This is a genomic window from Paractinoplanes lichenicola (genome assembly GCF_016785085.1).
GTDB classification, from domain to species: domain Bacteria; phylum Actinomycetota; class Actinomycetes; order Mycobacteriales; family Micromonosporaceae; genus Actinoplanes; species Actinoplanes lichenicola.
Genome location: NZ_JAENHO010000005.1, coordinates 20,399 through 41,787, shown reverse-complemented (window position 1 = coordinate 41,787; position 21,389 = coordinate 20,399). Strand labels below are relative to the sequence as shown.

At 71.8% G+C, this 21,389-nt stretch carries 17 protein-coding genes; 3 read left to right on the top strand and 14 right to left on the bottom strand.

Going from position 1 to position 21,389, the window contains the following annotated elements; all coding sequences use genetic code 11:
• Nucleotides 1–17 precede the first annotated feature (17 nt).
• From nadD to pepN, 3 genes are read right to left on the bottom strand one after another with little or no spacing between them, the layout of a single operon-like run.
• Nucleotides 18–623 carry a nicotinate-nucleotide adenylyltransferase gene (gene nadD / locus JKJ07_RS17480; RefSeq protein ID WP_307834307.1) on the bottom strand — a complete coding sequence of 202 codons (606 nt, stop codon included), beginning with the start codon at nucleotides 621–623 and terminating at the stop codon, nucleotides 18–20.
• 14 nt (nucleotides 624–637) lie between these two features.
• Nucleotides 638–1,750, bottom strand: coding sequence for an ATP-binding protein (locus JKJ07_RS17475; protein WP_307834306.1), 1,113 nt, complete (start codon nucleotides 1,748–1,750; stop codon nucleotides 638–640).
• Between the two features lie 34 nt (nucleotides 1,751–1,784).
• Nucleotides 1,785–4,280, bottom strand: a complete 2,496-nt coding sequence (pepN, locus tag JKJ07_RS17470) for an aminopeptidase N (RefSeq protein WP_202992660.1) — start codon at nucleotides 4,278–4,280, stop codon at nucleotides 1,785–1,787.
• A gap of 183 nt (nucleotides 4,281–4,463) precedes the next feature.
• Between pepN and trpS the strand changes: the two genes are divergently transcribed.
• A complete protein-coding gene (gene trpS / locus JKJ07_RS17465) occupies nucleotides 4,464–5,426 on the top strand; it encodes a tryptophan--tRNA ligase (RefSeq protein WP_202992659.1) in 963 nt (320 codons plus the stop codon).
• Here the strand turns inward: trpS and JKJ07_RS17460 are convergent.
• The 11 genes from JKJ07_RS17460 to JKJ07_RS17410 all read right to left on the bottom strand — a co-directional run bounded on the left by JKJ07_RS17460 (nucleotide 5,415) and on the right by JKJ07_RS17410 (nucleotide 18,566).
• Entirely contained in the window at nucleotides 5,415–5,816 is a 402-nt protein-coding gene (locus JKJ07_RS17460) for a GNAT family N-acetyltransferase (protein WP_202992658.1), read from the bottom strand. The two genes, trpS and JKJ07_RS17460, sit on opposite strands and share 12 nt — an antisense overlap.
• 57 nt (nucleotides 5,817–5,873) lie before the next feature.
• Nucleotides 5,874–7,370, bottom strand: coding sequence for a GTPase ObgE (gene obgE, locus JKJ07_RS17455; protein WP_202992657.1), 1,497 nt, complete (start codon nucleotides 7,368–7,370; stop codon nucleotides 5,874–5,876).
• Between the two features lie 73 nt (nucleotides 7,371–7,443).
• Entirely contained in the window at nucleotides 7,444–7,701 is a 258-nt protein-coding gene (gene rpmA, locus JKJ07_RS17450; protein WP_184953201.1) for a 50S ribosomal protein L27, read from the bottom strand.
• An 8-nt stretch (nucleotides 7,702–7,709) separates the two neighbouring features.
• Nucleotides 7,710–8,024, bottom strand: a complete 315-nt coding sequence (rplU, locus tag JKJ07_RS17445) for a 50S ribosomal protein L21 (RefSeq protein WP_184953202.1) — start codon at nucleotides 8,022–8,024, stop codon at nucleotides 7,710–7,712.
• A 177-nt stretch (nucleotides 8,025–8,201) separates the two neighbouring features.
• On the bottom strand, nucleotides 8,202–8,726 hold the full coding sequence (locus JKJ07_RS17440) for a hypothetical protein (protein ID WP_202992656.1): 525 nt from the start codon (nucleotides 8,724–8,726) through the stop codon (nucleotides 8,202–8,204).
• A 118-nt stretch (nucleotides 8,727–8,844) separates the two neighbouring features.
• On the bottom strand, nucleotides 8,845–11,985 hold the full coding sequence (locus JKJ07_RS17435; protein ID WP_202992655.1) for an Rne/Rng family ribonuclease: 3,141 nt from the start codon (nucleotides 11,983–11,985) through the stop codon (nucleotides 8,845–8,847).
• Between the two features lie 153 nt (nucleotides 11,986–12,138).
• Nucleotides 12,139–12,906, bottom strand: coding sequence for a TIGR03936 family radical SAM-associated protein (locus tag JKJ07_RS17430; protein WP_202992654.1), 768 nt, complete (start codon nucleotides 12,904–12,906; stop codon nucleotides 12,139–12,141).
• 1 nt (nucleotide 12,907) lies between these two features.
• On the bottom strand, nucleotides 12,908–14,851 hold the full coding sequence (locus JKJ07_RS17425) for a TIGR03960 family B12-binding radical SAM protein (protein WP_202992653.1): 1,944 nt from the start codon (nucleotides 14,849–14,851) through the stop codon (nucleotides 12,908–12,910).
• A 20-nt stretch (nucleotides 14,852–14,871) separates the two neighbouring features.
• Nucleotides 14,872–15,255: an STAS domain-containing protein gene (locus JKJ07_RS17420; RefSeq protein WP_236029286.1), complete on the bottom strand. Its 384-nt coding sequence runs from the start codon at nucleotides 15,253–15,255 to the stop codon at nucleotides 14,872–14,874.
• Nucleotides 15,255–17,756: a SpoIIE family protein phosphatase gene (locus tag JKJ07_RS17415; RefSeq protein ID WP_307834305.1), complete on the bottom strand. Its 2,502-nt coding sequence runs from the start codon at nucleotides 17,754–17,756 to the stop codon at nucleotides 15,255–15,257. Before JKJ07_RS17415 ends, JKJ07_RS17420 begins: the two co-directional genes overlap by 1 nt.
• 12 nt (nucleotides 17,757–17,768) lie before the next feature.
• Nucleotides 17,769–18,566 carry an alpha/beta fold hydrolase gene (locus tag JKJ07_RS17410; protein ID WP_202992652.1) on the bottom strand — a complete coding sequence of 266 codons (798 nt, stop codon included), beginning with the start codon at nucleotides 18,564–18,566 and terminating at the stop codon, nucleotides 17,769–17,771.
• A gap of 166 nt (nucleotides 18,567–18,732) precedes the next feature.
• On the opposite strand from JKJ07_RS17410, the gene JKJ07_RS17405 reads away from it, so the two are divergent.
• Nucleotides 18,733–19,899: a hypothetical protein gene (locus JKJ07_RS17405; protein ID WP_202992651.1), complete on the top strand. Its 1,167-nt coding sequence runs from the start codon at nucleotides 18,733–18,735 to the stop codon at nucleotides 19,897–19,899.
• 28 nt (nucleotides 19,900–19,927) lie between these two features.
• Nucleotides 19,928–21,388, top strand: a complete 1,461-nt coding sequence (locus JKJ07_RS17400) for a cryptochrome/photolyase family protein (RefSeq protein ID WP_202992650.1) — start codon at nucleotides 19,928–19,930, stop codon at nucleotides 21,386–21,388.
• Nucleotide 21,389: the final 1 nt, after the last annotated feature.

The following is a 21,389-nucleotide window of genomic DNA, read 5'->3' as shown; positions in this document are numbered from 1 at the left end:
CTGGTCCTTCAAGCCTCTCACACCGGTGTGACATTCCCCGAGCCCCGATAGAGGCCCCGCTTGTTGATGTATTGCACGACACCGTCGGGCACCAGATACCACACCGGTTCGCCCTTGGCCACGCGCTCGCGGCAGGCCGTAGACGAAATGGCCATGGCCGGCACCTCGATCAGGGTGACGCTGTCCTCCGGGAGGTGATCGTCGGTGAGCTCGAACCCCGGGCGGGTCACCCCGACGAAGTGCGCGGCGGCGAACATCTCGAGCGCGTCCTTCCAGCCCAGGATGCGGTTGAGCGCGTCCGCGCCGGTGATGAAGAACAGCGACGCGTCGGCGCCGTAGACCGCCCGCATGTCGCGCAGGGTGTCGATGGTGTAGGTGGGACCGTCGCGGTCGATGTCGGCCCGGCTGACGTGGAAGCGCGGGTTCGACGCGGTGGCGATGACCGTCATCAGATAGCGGTCCTCGGCCGGCGAGACCCGGCCCTTCTCGTACGGGGAGCCGGTGGGCACGAAGACGACCTCGTCGAGGTCGAAGCGGGCCTGCACCTCGCTCGCGGCGACGAGGTGACCGTGGTGGATGGGGTCGAACGTCCCACCCATGATCCCGATCCGGCGTTGTGGCACGAGACGAATATAGATCAACCGTCGAGGCGTTTACGGACGGCTGTGAGCAGATCATCCGCGGTGAACGGCTTCTCGAGCAGCGCCACCCCCGGCTCGAGCGTGCCCTCGGAGTGCAGGACAGGCTGGGCGTAACCGGACATGTAGAGCACCCGTGTGTCCGGCCGGGCGATCACCAGCCGCTCGGCCAGGTCCTTGCCCAGCATTCCGGGCATCACCACGTCGCTGAGCAGCAGGTCGATCGAGCCCTCGTGCCGGGCCGCCAGCGCCAGCGCCTCAGTGCCGCCCTCGGCCGCGATCACGCGGTAGCCGGCGCCGGAGAGGATCCGCCCGGCCACGTCGCGCAGGCCCGCCTCGTCGTCGACGACCAGCAGCGTCTCGCCGCGCCCGTCGGTGATGATCGGGTCTGCGACGACGCGGGCGGAATCCCCCAAAGCCGGCGGCAGCAGCACGGTGACGGTGGTGCCCAGCCCCGGCGACGACGAGATGCCGACCTCGCCCCCGGCCTGGGTGACGATGCCGTAGACCATGGCCAGGCCCAGCCCGGTCGCCTCGCCGCTGGGCTTGGTGGTGAAGAACGGCTCGAACGCCCGGTCGGCGACGTCGGCGCTCATCCCCCGGCCCGAGTCGCTGACCCGCAGCCGCACCCGGCCGTCGTCGCAGCCGGTGTCGATCACCAGATTGCCGCCCGCGGGCATCGCGTCGCGGGCGTTGTGCGCGAGGTTGACCAGCAGCTGCTCGATCTGGGCGGGGTCGCAGTGCACCGGCGGCAGGCCCGCGCCGGGCCGGACGATCAAGGCCACGCGCTCCCCGATCGTGCGGCGCAGCGTCTCCTCGAGCCCGGCCACGAACTCGTTGAGGTCGAGCCGCTCGGGCCGCACGACCTCGCGCCGGGCGAACGCGAGCAGCTGGTGCGTGAGGTGGGTGGCCCGCTCGCCGGCCCGGATGACCTGCCGGGCGTCGGCCGCGATCATCTGCACGTCGGGCCGCTCGGACTCCGCCTCCTCGACGACGAAGCTCGCGTAGTTGACGATCACGCCGAGGATGTTGTTGAAGTCGTGCGCGACCCCGCCGGCCAGCTGCCCCAGGCTCTCCAGCCGCTGGTTGCGCACATCCTCGGTCTGCTCCACGCCCCACCCTAACGGGGGAAACCCGGACCAAAGGTCAGAAGCGCGCAGCCAGGGCCCTCCGCAGGTCGTCGTCGGCGTCGAGCACCACGCGCCGCAGGATCGGGTCGAGGTCGTCGTCGGCCAGCAGCCGGGCCGCCAGCTCCCGCGTCTCCGGCTCGACGACCACGTTCGGGTAGGCCGCCCCGGCCGTCCGCTCGGCGCTCATGCCGTTGCGGATCCGCAGCATCTCGGGCATCTCGGCGAAGTAGCGGGCCACGTACGGCCGGACCAGGTCGATCTGCTCGGCCTGCCAGAAGCCGGAGGCGGTCATCTCGACGAGCCGGTTCGACAGCTTGGCGTCCGAGATGATCGACGCCCACGCGGCCGCCTTGGCCTCGGCGTCCGGGCGGGCGGCCCGGCAACGGGCGGCCCACTGCTCGCCGGTCGCGCTGCGGTCGCGGGCGAACTCGGCGTCGATCACGTCGGGACCGGCCGCGCCCAGCACCGCCAGGCGATAGACGATCAGCCAGCGCAGGTCGGCGTCGACGGCCAGCGCCTCGGGCACGTCGCGCCCGGCCAGCCAGTCGTGCAGGCGGGCGGCGTCGACGGTGGCGCCGATCAGGCCGCGGGCGGCGGCCAGCTGGCGCGACCCGCCCGGCTCGGAGGCGGCGAGCAGCCGGTCGGCGGCCTGCGCCACCAGTTCGAGAGCGGCCGGGCGGGTCTCGGGGGTGGAGTAGCGGTCGACCAGGCTGCGGGTGGCCCGCAGCACGTCCTCGACGATGACGACCTCGGACTCCACCGGCAGCGCGGCCAGCACGAGCGTGACCAGCTCGGCCACCGGGCGCTCGCCGTCGACGACCGCGTCGAGCGTGGCCGCCCAGAGCACCGCCCGGGCCAGCGAGTCGCCCAGCAGCGGCAGCAGGGCGGGGACGGCGGCCTCCGACTTCTCGTCCAGCCGGATCTTCGCGTAGGTGAGGTCACCGTCGTTGAGCAGCAGCAGGTCGGCCACCGGCTCGCCGGTCAGCTCGGGCACCTCCGTACGGCCGGTGGCCGCCACCTCGACCTCGACCAGCTTGCGCCGGTGCACCGTGCCGTCGGGGCGGCGATCCCACAGGCCGATGCCGAGCCGGTGCGGACGCAGCGTCGGGTGCGCGTCGGGCGCGGTCTGGAGCACCGCCACCGAGGCGTAGGCGCCCCCGGAATCCGAGACCGTCAGCCGCAGCGTGTTGACCTGGGCCCGGCGCAGCCACACGTCGGCCCAGGCGGTCAGGTCGCGCCCGCTCGCCTCGGAGAGCGCGCCCAGCAGGTCGGCCAGCGTCGCGTTGCCGTACGCGTGCGCCGCGAAGTGCGCGTTCACCCCGGCCCGGAACGCCTCGTCGCCCACCCACGCCACCAGCTGTTTGAGCACGGCAGCGCCCTTGGCGTACGAGATGCCGTCGAAGTTGAGCAGCGCCTGGTCGGTGTCGGCGACCTCGGCCGGCGCCACCGGGTGGGTCGAGGGGTGCTGGTCGGCCCGCAGCCCCCACGCCTTGCGGTGCATGGCGAAGGTCGTCCACGTGCCCGGGAAGCGGGTCGCCTCGGCCGCGATCCGGGTGCCCATGTATTCCGCGAACGACTCGTTCAGCCACAGGTCGTCCCACCAGGCCATGGTGACCAGGTCGCCGAACCACATGTGGGCCATCTCGTGGGCGATCACGTTGGCCCGGTGCTCGCGCTCGGCCTCGGTGACCGCCGAGCGGTGGATGAACTCGTCGCGGAACACCACGAGCCCCGGATACTCCATCGCGCCGAAGTTGAACTCGGGGGCGAACGCCTGCTGGTAGTGCCCGAACGGGTAGCGGATGTCGAAGATCTCGTGGAAGCGGTCGAGGCACTGCTTGGTGATCTCGAAGATCTCGGCGGCGTCGGCCTCGAGCGCCTCGGCCAGCGCGGCCCGCGCGTACAGGGCCAGCGGGATGCCGTCGTGCGAGTCGGTGACCTCGTGATACGGCCCCGCGATGAGCGAGCACAGATAGGTCGGGATCGGCTTGGTCGGCGCGAACTCCCAGCGCCCGTCCCGGCTCGACACCAGCGGCCCGTTCGCCGCGACCCGCCAGCCGGCCGGCGCGGTGACGCTGATCCGGTACGACGCCTTGAGGTCGGGCTGGTCGAACGCGGGCAGGATCCGGCCCGCATTGTTGATGAACATGTGCTGGTAGAGATACGTCGAGCCGTCCGCCGGGTCGGCGTATTTGTGCAGGCCCTCGCCGGTGTTCGAGTAGCGCATGACGGCCTCGACGGCGAGCTCGTTGGCCGCGGCCAGGCCGGTCAGCTCGATCCGCCCGTCGGTCAGCACCGACTCGGGCAGCGGCGAGCCGTTGAGCGTCATCTTGGTCACCGAGACGGGCTCGAACTCGAGGAACGTCGAGGATCCCTCCCGGGCGGCGAAGCGCACCACCGTTCGCGCGCCGAAGGTGTCCCCCTCGGCGGTCAGGTCGAGGTCGACCTCGTACTCGTGGACAGCGACGGTGGCGGCCCGGGCGGTAGCCTCGGCGCGGGTCAAGCTCGGCATCCGACCATCATCCGATATGCGCCGGATCGCTGCTATCGTGGGTTCCATGCGCATCGCGAATCTCGCTTGGTGGCTGCCCTGACGGGCGGCTCACCCACACGCGCATTCATCTTCGCGGCCGCCCCTCCCGGGCGGCCGTTGTCATGTCCCGGGCAAGGGCGTCCCTGACCCCGGAGGACAGTCATGACTCGTCGGCTCACCGGCTTCCAGCCCACCGGCAACCTGCACCTCGGCAACTTGATCGGCGCCATGCGTCCGCTGGTGGCGGCGCAGGACAGACCCTCGATCGCGATGATCGCCGATCTTCACGCGCTCACGATGGAGCACGATCCCGAGACCGTACGGGCGAACACGCTCACCGTCGCCACCGTGCTGCTCGCCGCGGGGGTCGACCCGCAGCGCACCGCGATCATCGCCAACTCCCAGGTGCCCGAGCACACCGAACTGCACTACCTGCTCGAATGCGTGACCGGCTACGGCGAGGCGGCCCGCATGATCCAGTTCAAGGAGAAGTCCGGGGCGGGCGGCACCGTGCGGCTGAGCCTGCTCACCTATCCCGTGCTGATGGCGGCCGACATCCTGGTCCACGACGTCGACCAGGTCCCGGTCGGCGAGGATCAAAGTCAACACCTCGAGCTCGCCCGTACGATCGCCACCCGCTTCAACGCACGCTACGGCGCGACCTTCGTGGTGCCCGAGGGCATCCGCCCCGAGTCGGCCGCGCGGATCATGGACCTGGCCGACCCCGCCCGCAAGATGAGCAAGAGCGCGCCCTCCCCCGCCGGCCGGATCGGGCTGCTCGACCCGCCCGAGACGATCCGTAAGGTCATCTCGCGGGCGGTCACCGACACCGCGGGCGTTGTGCGGCACGACCGGGAGGGCCAGCCCGGCGTCACCAACCTGCTGGAGATCCTGCGGGCCTGTTCCGGCCGCGAGCCCGGCGAGCTCACGTCCTACGGCGCGCTCAAGCGGGAGGTGACCGACGCCGTCGAGGCGGTGCTCGCGCCGATCAGGGCCCGCTACGCCGAGCTGTCCGAAGACCCTTCCCACGTACGCGAGGTGCTCGCCAAGGGCAAGGCGTCCGTGCAGCCGCGGGCGACCGAAACCGTACGTCGTACCCGCGCCGCCATTGGCCTATTGGACTAACGCCACCAGGCGCTTCTCGAGCACGTCGCGGCCGGCCACCAGGTGGTAGCCGGACGACTGGAACAGGGCGATCGCCGCGGGCGACAGGGCGGCCGTCAGGCGCATGACGGGCCGGCTCGCGGCGAGCGCCTCCTCCTCGATCGTCACGATCATCTGCCGGGCCAGCCCGCGGCCCCGGAAGGACGGGCGCACGTAGAGGCGGTTGAGCTCGGCCACGTCCGATTCCGGCAGCGGCTGCCAGGCTCCGCAGGCCACGGCGCGGCCGTCGACGAGCCCGACGAAATACGCGGCGCGGTCGTCGGGCCGGAACGCCGAACCACCCTCGTGCTGCTGAGCCGCGACGAGGGCGGCCAGCTCGGGGTCCAGGGGCGGCCTGGCTTCGATCAACACGCCCGTGACCCTAAGCAACCTCCCTTTCCGGATGGTTGCGTGAAGCTGGCCTACGCCCTATTCGTCGGTGTCGTCCTCATCAGTAACCAGGACGGGACGTTGCGCGTTCGACACCGTCGTGACCGTGCCGTCGGGCGCCATGTGCAGCAATTCGTCGTCCGAGCGGACCCGGCGGGCCTTGCGGGCGGCGAGCCGGTCGGCGGCCGAGGCGCGGTGGTTCTCGTCCTCGAGGCGGATGTCGGTGCCGCGCGGGCCCGACACGTACTCGCCGGCGTTGGGCTGCCAGTCGAACTCGCGCTCGCCGATCCGCACCGGGTCGCCGGCCTGGGCGCCCTTCTTGCCCAAAGCCTCCTCGACGCCGAGCCGGTCGAGCCGGTCGGCCAGGAAGCCCACGGCCTCGTCGTTGTCGAAGTTCGTCTGGCGGACCCAGCGCTCGACCTTGGCCCCGCGCACCACGAAGACGCCCGCCTCGTCCTGTTCGATCGTGAAGCCGGAGTCGTCGACCGCCTTGGGCCGCACGATGGTCCGGCTCGGCTCGGGCGCGGGCTTCTCGAGGCGGTGCTGGGCGACCGTCTCGGCCAGCGCGTAGACCAGCTCCTTGAGACCCTCGCGGGTGACCGCGCTGACCTCGAAGACGCGATAGCCCCGGGCCTCGAGGTCGGGCTTGACCATGTCGGCCAGGTCGCGGCCGTCCGGGATGTCGATCTTGTTGAGCACCACGAGCCGGGGCCGTTCCTCCAGCCCCCCGTACGCCGCGAGCTCCGCCTCGATCGCGTCGAGGTCGGCCAGCGGGTCGCGCTCGATCTCGGGCGCCGCGGCGTCGAGCACGTGCACCAGCACCGACGTGCGCTCGATGTGCCGCAGGAACTGCATGCCCAGGCCCTTGCCGGTGGCCGCGCCCGGGATCAGGCCGGGCACGTCGGCCACGGTGAAGGTCTCGTCGCCGGCCTGCACCACGCCCAGGTTGGGCACCAGCGTCGTGAACGGGTAGTCGGCGATCTTCGGCTTGGCCGCGGAGATGACCGAGATCAGCGACGACTTGCCGGCCGAGGGGAAGCCGACCAGGCCCACGTCGGCCACGCTCTTGAGCTCGAGCACGGCGTCGAGGCCGTCGCCCGGCTCGCCCAGCTCGGCGAAGCCCGGCACCTTGCGGCGGGTGTTGGCCAGCGAGGCGTTGCCCCGGCCGCCCCGGCCGCCGCGGGCCACCTCGAACGTGGTGCCGGCGCCGATCAGGTCGGCCAGCACCTCGCCGTCGGCGGTCAGCACGACCGTGCCGTCGGGCACCTTGAGCACCAGATCTTTGCCGTTGGCGCCGTCGCGGTTGGCGCCCGCGCCGCCGCCGCCGTTGGACGCCTTGACGTGCGGGTGGAAGTGGAAGTCGAGCAGCGTGTGGATCTGCGGGTCGACCACCAGCGTGATCCCGCCGCCGTGCCCGCCGTTGCCGCCGTCGGGACCGCCGAGCGGCTTGAACTTCTCGCGGCGGACCGAGACGCAACCATGCCCGCCGTCACCGGCCTGCAGGTGCAGCACGACGCGATCGACGAACGTGGTCACTGCGCAACTCCTTGAGGAAGAAAAAGCAAAGCGGGCCGCGGACCCGGAGGTCCGCGGCCCGCTCAGAGCAAACTTACTCCGCAGCCGGAACGATGCTGACGGTCTTGCGACCGCGCTTCGTGCCGAACAGCACATTGCCGGTCGCGAGCGCGAACAGCGTGTCGTCGCCGCCGCGGCCGACCAGGTCGCCCGGGTGGAACTTCGTGCCGCGCTGGCGGATCAGGATCTCGCCGGCGCTGACCAGCTGGCCACCGAAACGCTTGACACCGAGCCGCTGAGCGGCGGAGTCACGACCGTTGCGGGAGCTGGATGCACCCTTTTTGTGAGCCATGAGTGGTCCTACTTCCCGCTCTTGATGCCGGTGACCTTGATCTTCGTCAGCGGCTGACGGTGCCCCTGGCGCTTGTGGTAACCGGTCTTGTTCTTGAACTTGTGGATCCGGATCTTCGGACCCTTGGTGTGCTCGGCGATCTCGCCGGACACCGTCACCTTGGCAAGCTTGGCCGCGTCGGTCACCAGGTTGTCACCGTCGACGAGGAGGACTGCGGCGAGCGTCAGCGAGTCGCCGGGAACACCCGCGAGCTTCTCGACCTCGATCACGTCGCCCTCGGCAACCTTGTACTGCTTGCCGCCGGTCTTGACGATCGCGTACATCGGACGCGGACTCCCTGAGACTTACGCAGCGCGGAACGCTGCTTGGCGGATGGTGCAAGTTTTCGGCACACGCCCCGCAGGGGCCGGCACGAGAACATGGCGCACAGAAAAGCGCCGTCCGAAAGCGTACTTCATGAGTGGGGCCGATCCCAAACCGGGGCCACACGCAGGCCCAGGTCAGGCCTTGCCGCAGGCCTTGTCCAGCTTAGCGGTCAGCCCGGCCATCCGGTCGGTGTCGAGCTTGGCGACGTCGCCCTTCAACGCCTTGACCTCCGCACTCATCGCGGTCAGGGCCTTCTTGAGCGGCGCGTCGGTGGTCAGCCCGGCCATGTCGGCCAGCGCGAACGAGAAGTTCTCGACGTCCCGCGCGATCTTCTTGTCGGCCTGCTGCTTGGCCGCCGTGCCGTCGGCCGCCGCGTCGATCTTCAGCTTCATGTCGGCCACGAAGAGCTCGCCGAAGCTGACGGTCGCCCGCTCGGCCTGGGCGCAGATCTGCTTGGTGTCGGCGGAGAGCGCCGCGTCGGCCGCGGCCGCGACGGAGGGGTCGACCGGCGCCGGCGGGACGGCGGAGGCGCCGGTGGCCGGGACAGCGGCCGGAGCGGCGGCGTCGGAGCTCGCGTCGCCGGAACAGGCGGCGGTGAAGGTCAGGGCGCTCAGGGCGACGCACACGGCGAGGCCCTTGCGCGGGGAGATGCGGCGCATGGGGGGTCGGTCTCCTCGGGGAAAGGGGGGATCCCGAGAGAGTAACCGACATCACGACAAGAGCGGCCCGGTCAGTTAACTTTCTTTACCGAACCGCTCCCCGTCGATCAGCCTTCGATCAGGGTCGCGTACGCCTGCGCGCGCCACCCCGCCGCGAGCGGCGCCGTCCCCCGGCGCCCGCACCCACGGGCTCGTCGTCGTCCTCGTCGTCCTCGTCGTCGTCGGCCGCGTCCGGGTCGTCCGCGCCGGTCAGCCGCAACGGCTCCGGCTCGGGCGCGGGCGGGGCGGCCGACTCGTACCGGGACAGGTCGTACCCGCTGATGTCGTAGTCGTCGGCGGGGTCGGCCTTGGTCAGCGCCGGGCGACCGGTCACGATGCCCGAGCCGGCCACCGGAGGCAGCCCGGCGGTCTCGGCCACCGGGTCGTCGCCCTCCGGCTGCCGTGCGGGCTCGGGCGTGGCCTCCACCGCGAGCGCCGGCTCGGCCTCGACGACGACGGTCTCCTCGACGACCGGCTCGGTCACCGCGGTCTCGCCGCCACCGCCACCGCCGCGCCGCCGCCGTGACTTGCCCGCCGGCTGCTGCTGCTGCGCCGGAGCCTGCTCCGTCCGCGCCGCCGCCGCGACCGCCTTGACCTGGTTGCCCGCGCCGCCGCCGTTGGTCCGCTTCTCCGGCACCGGCTCGGTGTGGATCAGCACGCCGCGGCCCTTGCAGTGGTCACAGGTCTCGCTGAACGCCTCGAGCAGCCCCGACCCGATCCGCTTGCGGGTCATCTGCACCAGGCCGAGCGAGGTGATCTCGGTGACCTGGTGCTTGGTGCGGTCGCGGCCCAGGCATTCGGTCAGCCGCCGCAGCACCAGCTCGCGGTTGCTCTCGAGCACCATGTCGATGAAGTCGATGACCACGATGCCGCCGAGGTCGCGCAGCCGCAGCTGCCGGACGATCTCCTCCGCCGCCTCGAGGTTGTTGCGGGTCACCGTCTCCTCGAGGTTGCCGCCGGCCCCGGTGTACTTACCGGTGTTGACGTCGACCACCGTCATCGCCTCGGTGCGGTCGAAGACCAGGTGGCCGCCCGAGGGCAGGAACACCTTGCGGTCCAGGCCCTTGAGGATCTGCTCGTCGATCCGCTGGTCGGCGAAGACGTCCCCGCCGCCGGTGTAGCGGTGCATGCGCTCCAGCAGGTCGGGCGAGACCGAGTTGAGATAGTTCTCCAGCTCGCCGTACGCCGTGTCGCCCTGCACCACGAGCTCGCGGAAGTCCTCGTTGAAGAGGTCACGCACGACCCGGATGACCAGGTCGGGCTCCTCCGAGAGGGCGACCGGCGCGTGGCCCTCGGCCGACTTGCGCTGGATCTCCTCCCACTGCGCCTGCAGCCGCTTGACGTCGCGGGCCAGGTCGTCCTCGCTGGCGCCCTCGGCCGCCGTACGCACGATGACGCCGGCGCCGTCGGGCACGAGCTTCTTGAGCACGTCCCGCAGGCGCTTGCGCTCGTTGTCGGGCAGCTTGCGGCTGATCCCGGAGGCGTTGCCGTTGGGCACGTAGACCAGGTGCCGGCCGGAGAGCGCGATGTGGCTGCTCAGCCGGGCGCCCTTGTGCCCGATCGGGTCCTTGGTCACCTGCACCAGCACCGAGTCGCCCGAGCGCAGCGCCTGCTCGATCGAGCGGGCCCGCCCCTCGAGCCCGGTGGCGTCCCAGTTGACCTCGCCCGCGTAGAGCACGGCGTTGCGGCCCCGGCCGATGTCGACGAACGCCGCCTCCATGCTGGGCAGCACGTTCTGCACCTTGCCGAGGTAGACGTTGCCGACCATGGTGCCGGAGGTGCTGCGCGACACGTAGTGCTCGACCAGGATGCCGTCCTCGAGCACGGCGATCTGGGTGCGGTCGGGCTTCTGGCGCACGACCATCACCCGGTCGACCGCCTCGCGACGGGCCAGGAACTCCGACTCGCTCAGGATCGGCGGCCGGGTGCGGCGCTGCTCACGGCCGTCGCGGCGGCGCTGGCGCTTGGCCTCGAGCCGGGTCGAGCCCGAGACGCCCTGCACCTCGTCCGTACGCCGGGGCTCGCGCACCCGCACGACGGTGTGCACGCCGTCCTCGATGCCCCCGGTCTCGGCGTCGGAGCCCGAGCCCTTGCGGCGGCGGCGACGGCGACGACGGGTCACGCCCTCGCCGTCCTCCGACTCCTCCTCGTCCTCGGACTCCTCGTCCGCGGACGCCTCGGCGCCGTCCTCGTTCTCGTCCTGCTCGCCGTCCTCGGCCGGGCCCTTGCCCCGGCCGCGGCCACGGCGGCCCCGGCGACGGCGGCGACGGCCCGCGGCCGCGTCGTCGTCATCCTCGTCATCGCCCTCGGCGCCGTCCTCGACGTCGTCGGCGCTCTCGTCGGCCTCGTCCACCGTCTCCTCGGCGGGCGGGGCGGTCACCTCGGCGACCTCGGCCTCGGCGGGCTCCTCGGCCGCACCGCGCCGGCGACGCCGGCCCCGGCGGGGCGCCTCGGCCGGCTCCTCGACGGCGATCGGCAGCTCGGCCACCTCGGCCTCGGGCGCGGACACGGCCTCGAGGGTCTCGGCGGGCTCGGCGGCCGCGGGTGGCTGGGTGGCGCCGCGGCGGGAGCGGCGGGCCGGAGCCGGGGCCGACTCGGTGGCCTCCGGCGGCATGAACAGCACGGCGGGCGGGAGGGCGGCCGCGCGGCGTCCGCGACGCGGGGCGGGCTTCTCCTCCTCGACGAAGTCGGCGTCCAGCGGGATCACGCCGATGATCGGCGTGCCCTCCGCGGTGGCCTCCTCCTCGGCGGTCTCGTCCTCGACCGTGGGCTCCTCGCCCTCGACCAGGGCCTCGACCCGCACGGGCGGGGCGGGCGGCTCGGCGATCGGTGTGGTCTCGGCCGGCGCCTCGGCGGGCTCTTCCGCCACGACGGGCGCGGCGGCCTTCTTGCGGCTGCGGGTGGCCTTCTTGACCGGCGGCGCGACCTCGGCCTCGCCCTCCTCGGGCGGAGCGGCGGGCGCGGCGGCCGGGGCGGCCTTCTTCCGGCTGCGGGTCGCCTTCTTCACCGGCGCGGCCGGCGCCTCCTCGGCGGCCGGCGACGAGGCCGCGGCCTCGTCGGCCTGGCCCGGCTCCGCAGCGGCGGCCGGCGCCGCGGCTTTACGACGCGGGGCCCGCTTGCGCGCGGGGGTGGTGGTGGCGGCGGTCTCGGGCGGAGTGGAAGCTCCGGCCCCTTCGCCGCCCTGGTCTCCCAAGTTGTCTTGGGGCTCGTTATCGAGCATGGGGCGCTCTCCAGTTCTGGCGGCCCCGGGCGCGTTTGAGCGCTGCCACGCAGGGTCGCCGCAAGTTTTTCGGTCCCACCGGGTGAGCGGAGGGCTGCCGAAGTCTGTCAACCGGACGCCGGCTGCGGCCAGCGCCCTCCGACGAAGCGTGCCTTAAACCGGAAGGGCCGGATCACGATCCGCGTCCAACGGATCGATGATCTCCCCCTGTGCGGTGAGCGTGCCCTGGGCCAGCCGGGTCACCCGTGGGGGCACCGGCGGCTCCAGGCCCGCCGCTACGCGCAGGCCGGAAAGGACGTCATCGGGTCGCACGGCGGGCGTCACCTGTCGTACGACAAGGTCGATTATCGCACACGGTGCGCCGTCCGCCTCGGAAGGTATGGCGGACTGCTCGGTCACATCGATGCTCGTCACTGCCTGACGGGCGTCGAACGAGCGCCGGCCCTGCTTGGTCATGCGCTCGACCAGCACCTCGTCGAGATCGGTGAACGCCTTGACGGCCGCCGCGGCGTCCGCCGGATCGACCCCGGGCAGCTCCAGGAGCCACCGCGAGGCGTCGATCCGGTCGGCCAGGCTGCCCGCCCCGGCCACCACCGCGTCGAGGATGTCGAGCCCGGGCGAGAGCGCGGCGTCGAGGGCCAGGCGGAGCTGCTCGGGGTCGACCTCGCGCTGCAGGCCGATCTCGAGGTATTCCGCCTCGCTGCCGACGCCGGTGGGCGCCGCGCTCGCATACGAGATCTTGGGGTGGGGGGTGAAGCCCTGGGAGAAGGCGATGGGCACGGCCCCGCGCCGCAGCGCCCGCTCGAACGCCCGTGCGAAGTCGCGATGCGAGGTGAACCGCAACGGGCCGCGCTTGGCGTAACGGAGACGGATGCGCTGGACGATCGGGGCCTGCCCGCCGACGGGCTGATTCTTCGCCATGTCAGGCCGGCACCCGCAGATTGTTCACCGGGGTCAGCGGGAGCAGCTTCTTGCCGGTGGGGCCGATCTGGATCTCGGTGTCCATCGACGGGCAGACGCCGCAGTCGAAGCACGGGGTCCACCGGCAGTCGTCCTGCTCGTACTCGCTCTTGGAGTCCTGCCAGTCCTGCCAGAGCCAGTCCTTGTCGAGGCCCGAGTCGAGGTGATCCCAGGGCAGCACCTCGGCCTGCTCGCGCTCGCGGGTCGTGAACCAGTCGAGGTCGACCCCGAACTGCGGGAGCACCTCGGCGCAGGCCTCGACCCACCGGGCGTACGAGAAGTGCTCGCTCCAGCCGTCGAAGCGGCCGCCCTTCTCCCAGACCCGGCGGATGACCGCGCCGACCCGCCGGTCGCCGCGCGAGAGCAGGCCCTCGATCAGCGACGGCTCGCCGTCGTGATAGCGGTAGCCGATGGCCCGGCCGAGCGACCGGTCGGAGTTGATCTCCTGCTTGAGCAGCTGGAGGCGGGCGTCGATCACCTCGGGACGCTCCATCGGCGCCCACTGGAACGGGGTGTGCGGCTTGGGCACGAACCCGCCGATCGACACCGTGCAGCGGATGTCTTTGGTGCCCGCGGCGATCCGGCCGGCCTTGATCACCTCGTGGGCCATCCGGCCGATCTGCAGCACGTCGTCGTCGGTCTCGGTGGGCAGGCCGCACATGAAGTAGAGCTTGACCTGCCGCCAGCCGTTGGAATAGGCGGTGACGACCGTGCGGAGCAGATCCTCCTCGGTCACCATCTTGTTGATGACCTTGCGGATGCGCTCGGAGCCGCCCTCGGGCGCGAAGGTCAGGCCCGTCCGGCGGCCGTTCTTCGACAGCTCCTGGGCCAGGTCGATGTTGAAGGCGTCGACGCGGGTGGACGGCAGCGACAGCGAGACGTTGGTGCCCTCGTATTGCTCGGCCAGGCCGGAGCACATGTCGCCGATCTCGGAGTGGTCGGCGCTGGACAGCGAGAGCAGGCCGACCTCGCTGAAGCCGGAGAACTCGAGGCCCTCCTTGATCATCTGGCCGACCGTGGTGATCGACCGCTCCCGCACCGGGCGGGTGATCATGCCGGCCTGGCAGAACCGGCAGCCCCGCGTGCAGCCGCGGAAGATCTCCACCGCATACCGCTCGTGGACCGTCTCGGCCAGCGGGACCAGGGGCTTCTTGGGGTAGGGCCAGGCGTCGAGATCCATGGTCGTGCGCTTGGCCACGCGGAACGGGACGTCGGGGCGGTTGGGCACCACACGCTGGATGCGGCCGTCGGCGAGGTAGTCGACGTCGTAGAAGCGGGGGACGTAGATGCTCTCGGTGCGGGCGAGACGCAGCAGCAGCTCGTCGCGGCCACCCGGGCGGCCCTCGGCCTTCCACTCCCGGATGATGCCGGTGATCTCGAGGACGGCCTCCTCGCCGTCGCCGAGCACGGCGGCGTCGATGAAGTCGGCGATCGGCTCCGGATTGAAGCTGGCGTGGCCGCCGGCGAGGACGATCGGGTCGTCGTCACCACGGTCGGCGCTGTCCAGCGGGATGCCCGCCAGCTCGAGCGCGGAGAGCATGTTGGTGTAGCCGAGCTCGGTCGCGAACGAGAGCCCCAGCACGTCGAACGCCTTGACCGGGCGATGCGCGTCGACGGTGAACTGCGGGACGCCGTGCTCCTTCATCAGAGCCTCGAGGTCGGGCCACACCGCGTAGGTGCGCTCGGCCAGCACGTCGTCCTGCTCGTTGAGCACCTCGTAGAGGATCTGGACGCCCTGGTTGGGCAGACCCACCTCGTACGCGTCGGGATACATCAGCGCCCACCGGACCGTGGTGGCGTCCCAGTCCTTGACGACGGCGCCGAGCTCGCCGCCCACGTACTGGATCGGCTTGCTGACCCGGGGCAGCAGCTGCTCGAGCTGCGGGAAGACGGAACGTACGCTCATGGGCCTCTAGGGTACGCGGGCTAACCCGTAAGATCCGCCGCGGCCCTGTCGAGATCGGTGGCCAGCACGTCCTCGCGGAAGGCGCACAGCTGGAGGGTCATCCGGGCGGCGCCGGTCTCCCCCACCACCAGCCGGGCCGGGATCGCATGGTCGTGGCAGTCGCCGATCAGCGCGTCGAGCAGGCGGACCCCGGCGCTGTCGAGGAACGAGACGGTGGTCAGGTCGATCAGCACCTTCCCGGCCTTCTCGATCCGCTCGATGATCGCCTTGCCGATCTCGGGCGCGTTGGCCAGGTCGATCTCGCCGGTCAGCGAGACCAGCTCGGCATCGCCGAACGTCGAGAACGTGACCCAGCGCTCCAGCTGCCCCATGGGCACCGGACGCCCGCCACGCGTGAACTCCATTACGACGCCTCCCGGCGGCCCCGTCGCATCGTGACCGTGGTGCCGTCGCTGCGGTCGAACAGCACCTGATCCATGGATTCCCTGATCAGCTGCAGGCCCCGGCCGCGAGACACGTCGCTGACCGGGCCACGCCACGTGCCCCGATCGGTGACCCGAACCTCGACCGCATCGTCAGTCACTGTCGCCACGACATCGATCATCCCGAACGGGTCGTCACGATAGCCGTGCTCGATCGCGTTCGCCACCGCCTCGGAGCAAGCGAGCAGCACGGCGTCGCGGCACTCCGGTTCGACCTCGTGGGCGACCAGCCAGGCCCGCAGGTCGGCGCGGAGCAGGGCGATCTGCAGGCGGTCGGCGCCGATGGAGCGCTCGATGCGCTCCTCGGTGCCCAGCGTCACGCAGAGCATGCAGACGTCGTCGGTGTGGTCGCGCCCGACCAGGGTGTCGGCCAGCCCGGCCGCGAGCCCCTGCAGCGGCGCGTCCCGGCGCCTCGCGTACTCGCGGGCCAGCAGCTCGAAGCCCTTCTCGATGGACCGGCTGCGCCGCTCGATCAGGCCGTCGGTGTAGAGCAGCAGGCGACTGCCGGCGGGCAGCTTGCGGCGGTGCTCCGTGCGCACCCGGTTGCCGGCCTTGGAGCCGAGCGCGGCCGAGCGGGCCTGCAGCAGGTATTCCGGTGATCCGGCCGGCTCCTGCAGCAGCGGCGGAAGATGGCCGGCGCACGAATACGCCACCTCGCCGGAGGTCAGGTCGAGCTCCACGTACGCCACCGTGGCCATGCGGGCCGCCTCGACCCGCTCGACGAATCGGTCCAGCCCCTCGATCAGCCGCGCCGGGCCGGCCTCGTTCGACGCCAGGGCCCGTACGGCGCTGCGCAGCTGGCCCATCGTGGTGGCGGCCTCTATTCCCCGGCCGACCACGTCGCCGACCACCAGGGCCAGCTTGTCGCGGGTGATCAGGAAGGCGTCGAACCAGTCGCCGCCGACCTCCAGATCCTGCGCGGCCGCCTGATAGTGGGTCTCGACGGCGAACCGGGGGTCGCCGCCCGGCAGGTCACCGGCGAGCAGGCTGCGCTGCAGCGTCCGGGCGATCTGCCGCTCCTGCTCGTAGAGCCGGGCGTTCTCGAGCGCGAGCCCGGCCCGGTCGGCCAGCTCGACGAGGAACGCGCGCTCGGCCGCGAGGCCCCGCCGGTCGGGCGCCATCCGCAGGGCCAGCGTGCCCAGCACGAGCCCGCGGGCGGTCAGCGGCAGCACCGAGCAGTCCAGCTGGTCGCCGTCGGCCGGGAACTTCGGCTCGCCGCTCGCCGCCACCTTGCCCAGGCGCTGGGTGAGCAGCTCCTCGTCGGGGCGCGGGCCGCCGCCGGTCTCGACGACCGGGTTCGCGCCCACCTGCAGCCGCACCTCGGCCCAGTCGGCGATCTCGGGCACCACCCGGTCGATCAGGCGCCGGGTGCGCGGCAGCAGCCGGTGCAGCTCGTCGAGCGAGCGGGTGGTCTCGGCCAGGAAGATCGACCGTTCCTCGCGGCGGCGGACGTCGTCGTAGAGCCGGGCCCGGTCGAGCGCCTGGCCCGCCTGCTGGCCGAGCAGGCGGACGACCCGCAGCTCGCCGTCGGTCAGGACGCGCTCGCCCTTGAAGCTGAACGCGAGCACACCCAGCGTCTCGAGCCCGGCGTGCTCGTCGGCCGGGCCGGTGGTCAGCGGCAGCAGCACCACGGTGTTGCGGCCCGAGCGGCGCATGCTCTCGACCAGGTCGGGAAAGTGCTCGCGGGCCTCGGCGACCGACGCGACGACGTGCAGGTCACCGCGCTCGGCGACCCGGGCCACCGCCCGCGCCGAGGTGCGGGCCATGTCGTCCCAGTTGCCGGTGGTCGGGTCGGTCGAGGCGACGGCGTAGATCGTGTCGCGCTCGGGGTCGACCAGATAGATGCTGCTGCTGGCCGCGCCGAAGGCGGACTCGGGCGCGCGCACCACGGCCTCGGCCACCTCGGCCTCGGTCGGCGCGGCGGCCAGGTCGGCCACGATCTGCTGCAGCACCCGGACCCGGCGCTCGGAGGCCTCGGCGACCTGCCGCGCCAGCAGCAGCTCCTTCTCGTACTGCCGGCGCTCGCTCGCGTTGAAGACCGTCGTGCGGATGGCCCGGGGCTGCCCCGCGGCGTCGCGGCCCAGCACCGAGTTGACCAGGGCGGGCAGCTGCCGGCCGTCGGCGCAGACCAGGTCGAAGGCCAGCTCGTGCACCTCGTCCTGCATGCGCAGCAGCGGCGCGTAGTGGGTCTCGTGATAGATCTGCCCGCCCGAGGTGAGCAGGTCGCGGAAGCGCCGGTGGCCGACCAGCTCTCCGCGGGTGAAGCCCGTCCAGCTCAGGAACGTCTGGTTGACCCGGACGATCGTGCCGTCGGGAAGCGTGGTCAGATACCCGCACGGCGCGTGCTCGTACAGGTCGTCGGGGTCTTCGTCCCAGGGTGCGCGCAAGTCCTGCGTCACGTCCGGGCCACCAGGGTCACTCACGGTCCGCCGCTTCTAAAGCCAAGCCTTCATGGCGTTGATCGTCTCTTCCGGCGCGCTCAGGTTGGGACAGTGTCCCGTCGCGTTCAGCTGAACGAAGGTGCTCCCGGCGGTGTGCTTGTGGACGTAGTCGCCGACCACGGCCGGCGCGATGACATCGTCCATACACTGCAGGATCAAGGCCGGCGTACGCAGTTTGAGCAGGTCGTCGCGGTTGTCGGAGAGGAACGTGACCCGGGCGAACTTCTTCGCGATCTCGGGATCCGTGCGGCAGAAGCTGTTGGTCAGCTCGGCGCCGAGCTCGGGCCGATCCGGGTTCCCCATGATCACCGGCGCCATCGTGCTCGACCAGCCGAGATAGTTGCTGTCGAGCGAGTCGAGCAGCCCGTCGATGTCGGGCCGGTCGAAGCCGCCCACGTAACCCTCGGCGGGCTCGTTGATGTAGCGCGGCGAGGGACCCACGAGCACCAGGCGCGCGAACCGCTCCGGCTCTTTGATCGAGGCCAGCACGCCGATCATGGCGCTGACCGAGTGCCCGACGAAGACGACGTCCCACAGGTCGTGCTCGTGCAGGATCTCGAGGATGTCGTCGGCGTAGCCGTCGAGCGAGGAGTAGCGGTCGTCGTCATAGGCCGACAGGTCGGATTTTCCGTTGCCGACGTGGTCGAAAAGGACGAGCCGGTGCGAGTCCGCGAAGGCGGGAGCGACGAGGCGCCACATGTTCTGGTCGCAGCCATAGCCGTGGGCGAACACCATCGGCTGACCGGCGGAATTTCCGGTCAGGGTGACGGCATTTCTCTGTGTCGTTCTCATGTCCCGGTAACCATACGGCTCCGAAGCGTCTTGCACATCGCCCAGGTTGTCCGGCATTTGTATCGCGAGTCCGGTCCCAGGACCGAGGCCGCGGGTGGCACACCGCCTCTAACCTGGGAGTTGACCGCCCCGCCGGGGACAACCCGGCAGTGAAGGAGATCGACGGATGGCCGACCCGCAGCCGGAGGAAACTCGACCGGCGAACGGAGTGCCCGACCCGACCCGGGTGGACACCGGCTCGGAACCCTCCACGGTGGACGCGCCGGTGCGCTGGAGCGGCTCGGCGGCCGTGCCCGAGCCGGCCCCCAAGAAGCAGTGGTGGCGGCGCAACGAACCGCCGCAGGCACCGCCGCCGGCCGAGCCGCACGATCACTGGGCCACCACCCCCGCCGTCGACCCGTGGGCCGATCAGGACACGCCGTGGGACTCGTTCGCGGTCGACCTGACGGGCACCGAGGCCGAGGCGGCGACCCCAAAACCGGCCCCGCCGCTGCCCCCGCCGCAGCCGCGGACGCCGGACCCCACCCGAGTCGAGCCGCCCGCGGCTCCGGCCCCGCCGCCTCCCCCGCCGGTCAGCAAGCCGATCAACCGGCCGCCCGCCCCGGCGCCGCAGCCGCCCACCACGAACGCGCCGAAACTCTCGCGCAAGGAGCGCAAGCGGCTCAAGAACGCCCCGCAGGCCACCGCCAACCGCCTGCCCGTCCAGACCCGGCCGCCCACGCCGCCGGGTCCGCCGCCCGGCCCGATCGTCAACGGCCGCCCCCTGCCGGCCGCGCCGCCCTGGGCCCCGCGGCAACCCGCCCGCCCGCTGCCCCCGCCCCGCCGCAAGCGCCGCTGGGGCCGCCGCCTGGCCCTGCTGAGCCTGATCGGCGTGGTCTGCTGCTGCGGCCTCCCGTTCGCCTGGACGCAGTCGTCCGCCGCCGACCAATATCCGGTGACCGCCGCGCTGCCGGACTCGTTCTCCGACCTGCGGCTGCGCGACACCGAGGAGACCGGCCCGAGCGGTTTCGCCGGCGTCTACCGCGACGCCCGCGGCAAGCGGGTCACCGTGTTCGGCGAGACCGGCTTCCGGCTCACCCCGGGCACCGACGTGCGCACGCGCATCGAGCAGGCCGCCGCCGAATACGACCTGAAGGACGTGCAGTCGTTCGACCTGGGCGAGTTCGGCGCGCACGAGCGCTGCGGGGCCGGCCGCGACAACGGCACCTCGGTGGTCGTCTGCACCTGGGCCGACCACGGCAGCTCGGCCACCGTGCTGCTGACCCGCCGCTCGATCAGCGACAGCGCCGAACTGGTCGCCCGGCTGCGCGAAGAAGTGCTGACCGCCGGTTGATCGCGGCCATCCAGGGCACGATGGCGGGATGACCGCACGCTGGCTGTTCGCCGATCAGCTCGGCCCGCACTTCCTCGACGCGCCGGGGCAGGAGGCGCTGCTCGTGGAGTCGAAGGCGGTGTTCCGGCGCCGCGCGTTCCACCGGCAGAAGGCCCACCTGATCCTGTCCGCGCTGCGTCACCGGGCCCTCGACGACAACGTCCGGCTGATCAAGGCGGAGACGTACGCCGAGGCGATCACGGAGAAGGTGACCGTTTGCCACCCCACCTCCCGGGCCGCCCGCGCCCTGGTCACCCGGCTGCCCAGCGTCGTCGAGATGCTGCCGCCGCGCGGCTTCGTGACCGCCCCGGCCGACTTCACCGCCTGGGCCCGCGGCCGCGACCACCTGCGCATGGAGGACTTCTATCGGGACGCCCGGCAGCGGCACGGCCTGCTGATGGACGGCGAGGAGCCGGCCGGCGGCAAGTGGAATCTCGACCACGACAACCGGGAGCCGCCGCCGCGCAACACGAAGACCCTGGACGTCCCCGAGCCGCCCGCGATCGTCGAGGACGAGATCGACGAGCAGGTGCGGGCCGACCTCGACCGCTGGGAGCGCGACGACGGCATCGAGTTCGTCGGCCGCGACGGCCCTCGGCTGTTCCCGGCGACCCGCCGCGAGGCGCTGGCCCGGCTCCGGCATTTCGTCACCCACCGGCTGTCCCCGTTCGGCCCGTACGAGGACGCCATGCTGGCCGGTGACCTGTGGATGAGCCACAGCCTGCTCAGCGCGCCCATCAACCTGGGGCTGCTCGACCCGCTCGAGGTCGTCGAGCGGGCCGAGAAGGCGTACCGGGAAGGAAGTGCGCCGCTGGCGAGCGTGGAGGGGTTCGTGCGGCAGATCGTCGGCTGGCGCGACTTCATCTGGCATCTGTACTGGTATTTCGAGCCGGACTACCGGGCCTCGAACGAGCTGCGGGCCCGCAAGGAGCTGCCGCGCTGGTTCGCCGACCTCGACGCGGACGCGGTCGAGGCGCGCTGCCTGTCCGACGTGCTGGCCGGGGTGCGCGACCGCGGCTGGGTGCATCACATCCCGCGGCTGATGGTGCTGGGCAACTACGCCATGCAGCGCGGCTGGCGGCCCGGGGCGATGGCCGACTGGTTCCACCGCAGCTTCGTCGACGGCTACGAGTGGGTGATGACGGCCAACGTGATCGGCATGAGCCAGTTCGCCGACGCCGGCCGGATGAGCTCCAAGCCGTACGCGGGTGGGGGCGCCTACATCAACCGGATGAGCGACTACTGCGGCGGCTGCCGGTACGACCCCAAGGTGCGGGTCGGCGACGACGCGTGCCCGTACACGGCCGGCTACTGGGCCTTCCTCGCGCGCAACGAGCAGGCGCTCACCGGCAATCACCGCATGCGGCAGCCGCTGAACGGCCTGCGCCGGCTCAGCGACGTCGAGGCGCTCGTCGAGCAGGAGCAGGCGCGCGGGTCACGGGCGCCCTAGG

Excerpts from the sequence above, each read along its gene's own strand:
- JKJ07_RS17420 (WP_236029286.1), bottom strand. The coding sequence starts at position 15,255 with ATGGAGTTCACGCGTGGCGGGCGTCCGGTGCCCATGGGGCAGCTGGAG.
- JKJ07_RS17405 (WP_202992651.1), top strand. The coding sequence starts at position 18,733 with ATGGCCGACCCGCAGCCGGAGGAAACTCGACCGGCGAACGGAGTGCCC.
- rplU (WP_184953202.1), bottom strand. The coding sequence starts at position 8,024 with ATGTACGCGATCGTCAAGACCGGCGGCAAGCAGTACAAGGTTGCCGAG.
- JKJ07_RS17430 (WP_202992654.1), bottom strand. The coding sequence starts at position 12,906 with ATGGCGAAGAATCAGCCCGTCGGCGGGCAGGCCCCGATCGTCCAGCGC.
- JKJ07_RS17435 (WP_202992655.1), bottom strand. The coding sequence starts at position 11,985 with ATGCTCGATAACGAGCCCCAAGACAACTTGGGAGACCAGGGCGGCGAA.
- trpS (WP_202992659.1), top strand. The coding sequence starts at position 4,464 with ATGACTCGTCGGCTCACCGGCTTCCAGCCCACCGGCAACCTGCACCTC.
- JKJ07_RS17400 (WP_202992650.1), top strand. The coding sequence starts at position 19,928 with ATGACCGCACGCTGGCTGTTCGCCGATCAGCTCGGCCCGCACTTCCTC.
- JKJ07_RS17440 (WP_202992656.1), bottom strand. The coding sequence starts at position 8,726 with ATGCGCCGCATCTCCCCGCGCAAGGGCCTCGCCGTGTGCGTCGCCCTG.
- JKJ07_RS17425 (WP_202992653.1), bottom strand. The coding sequence starts at position 14,851 with ATGAGCGTACGTTCCGTCTTCCCGCAGCTCGAGCAGCTGCTGCCCCGG.
- pepN (WP_202992660.1), bottom strand. The coding sequence starts at position 4,280 with ATGCCGAGCTTGACCCGCGCCGAGGCTACCGCCCGGGCCGCCACCGTC.
- JKJ07_RS17410 (WP_202992652.1), bottom strand. The coding sequence starts at position 18,566 with ATGAGAACGACACAGAGAAATGCCGTCACCCTGACCGGAAATTCCGCC.
- rpmA (WP_184953201.1), bottom strand. The coding sequence starts at position 7,701 with ATGGCTCACAAAAAGGGTGCATCCAGCTCCCGCAACGGTCGTGACTCC.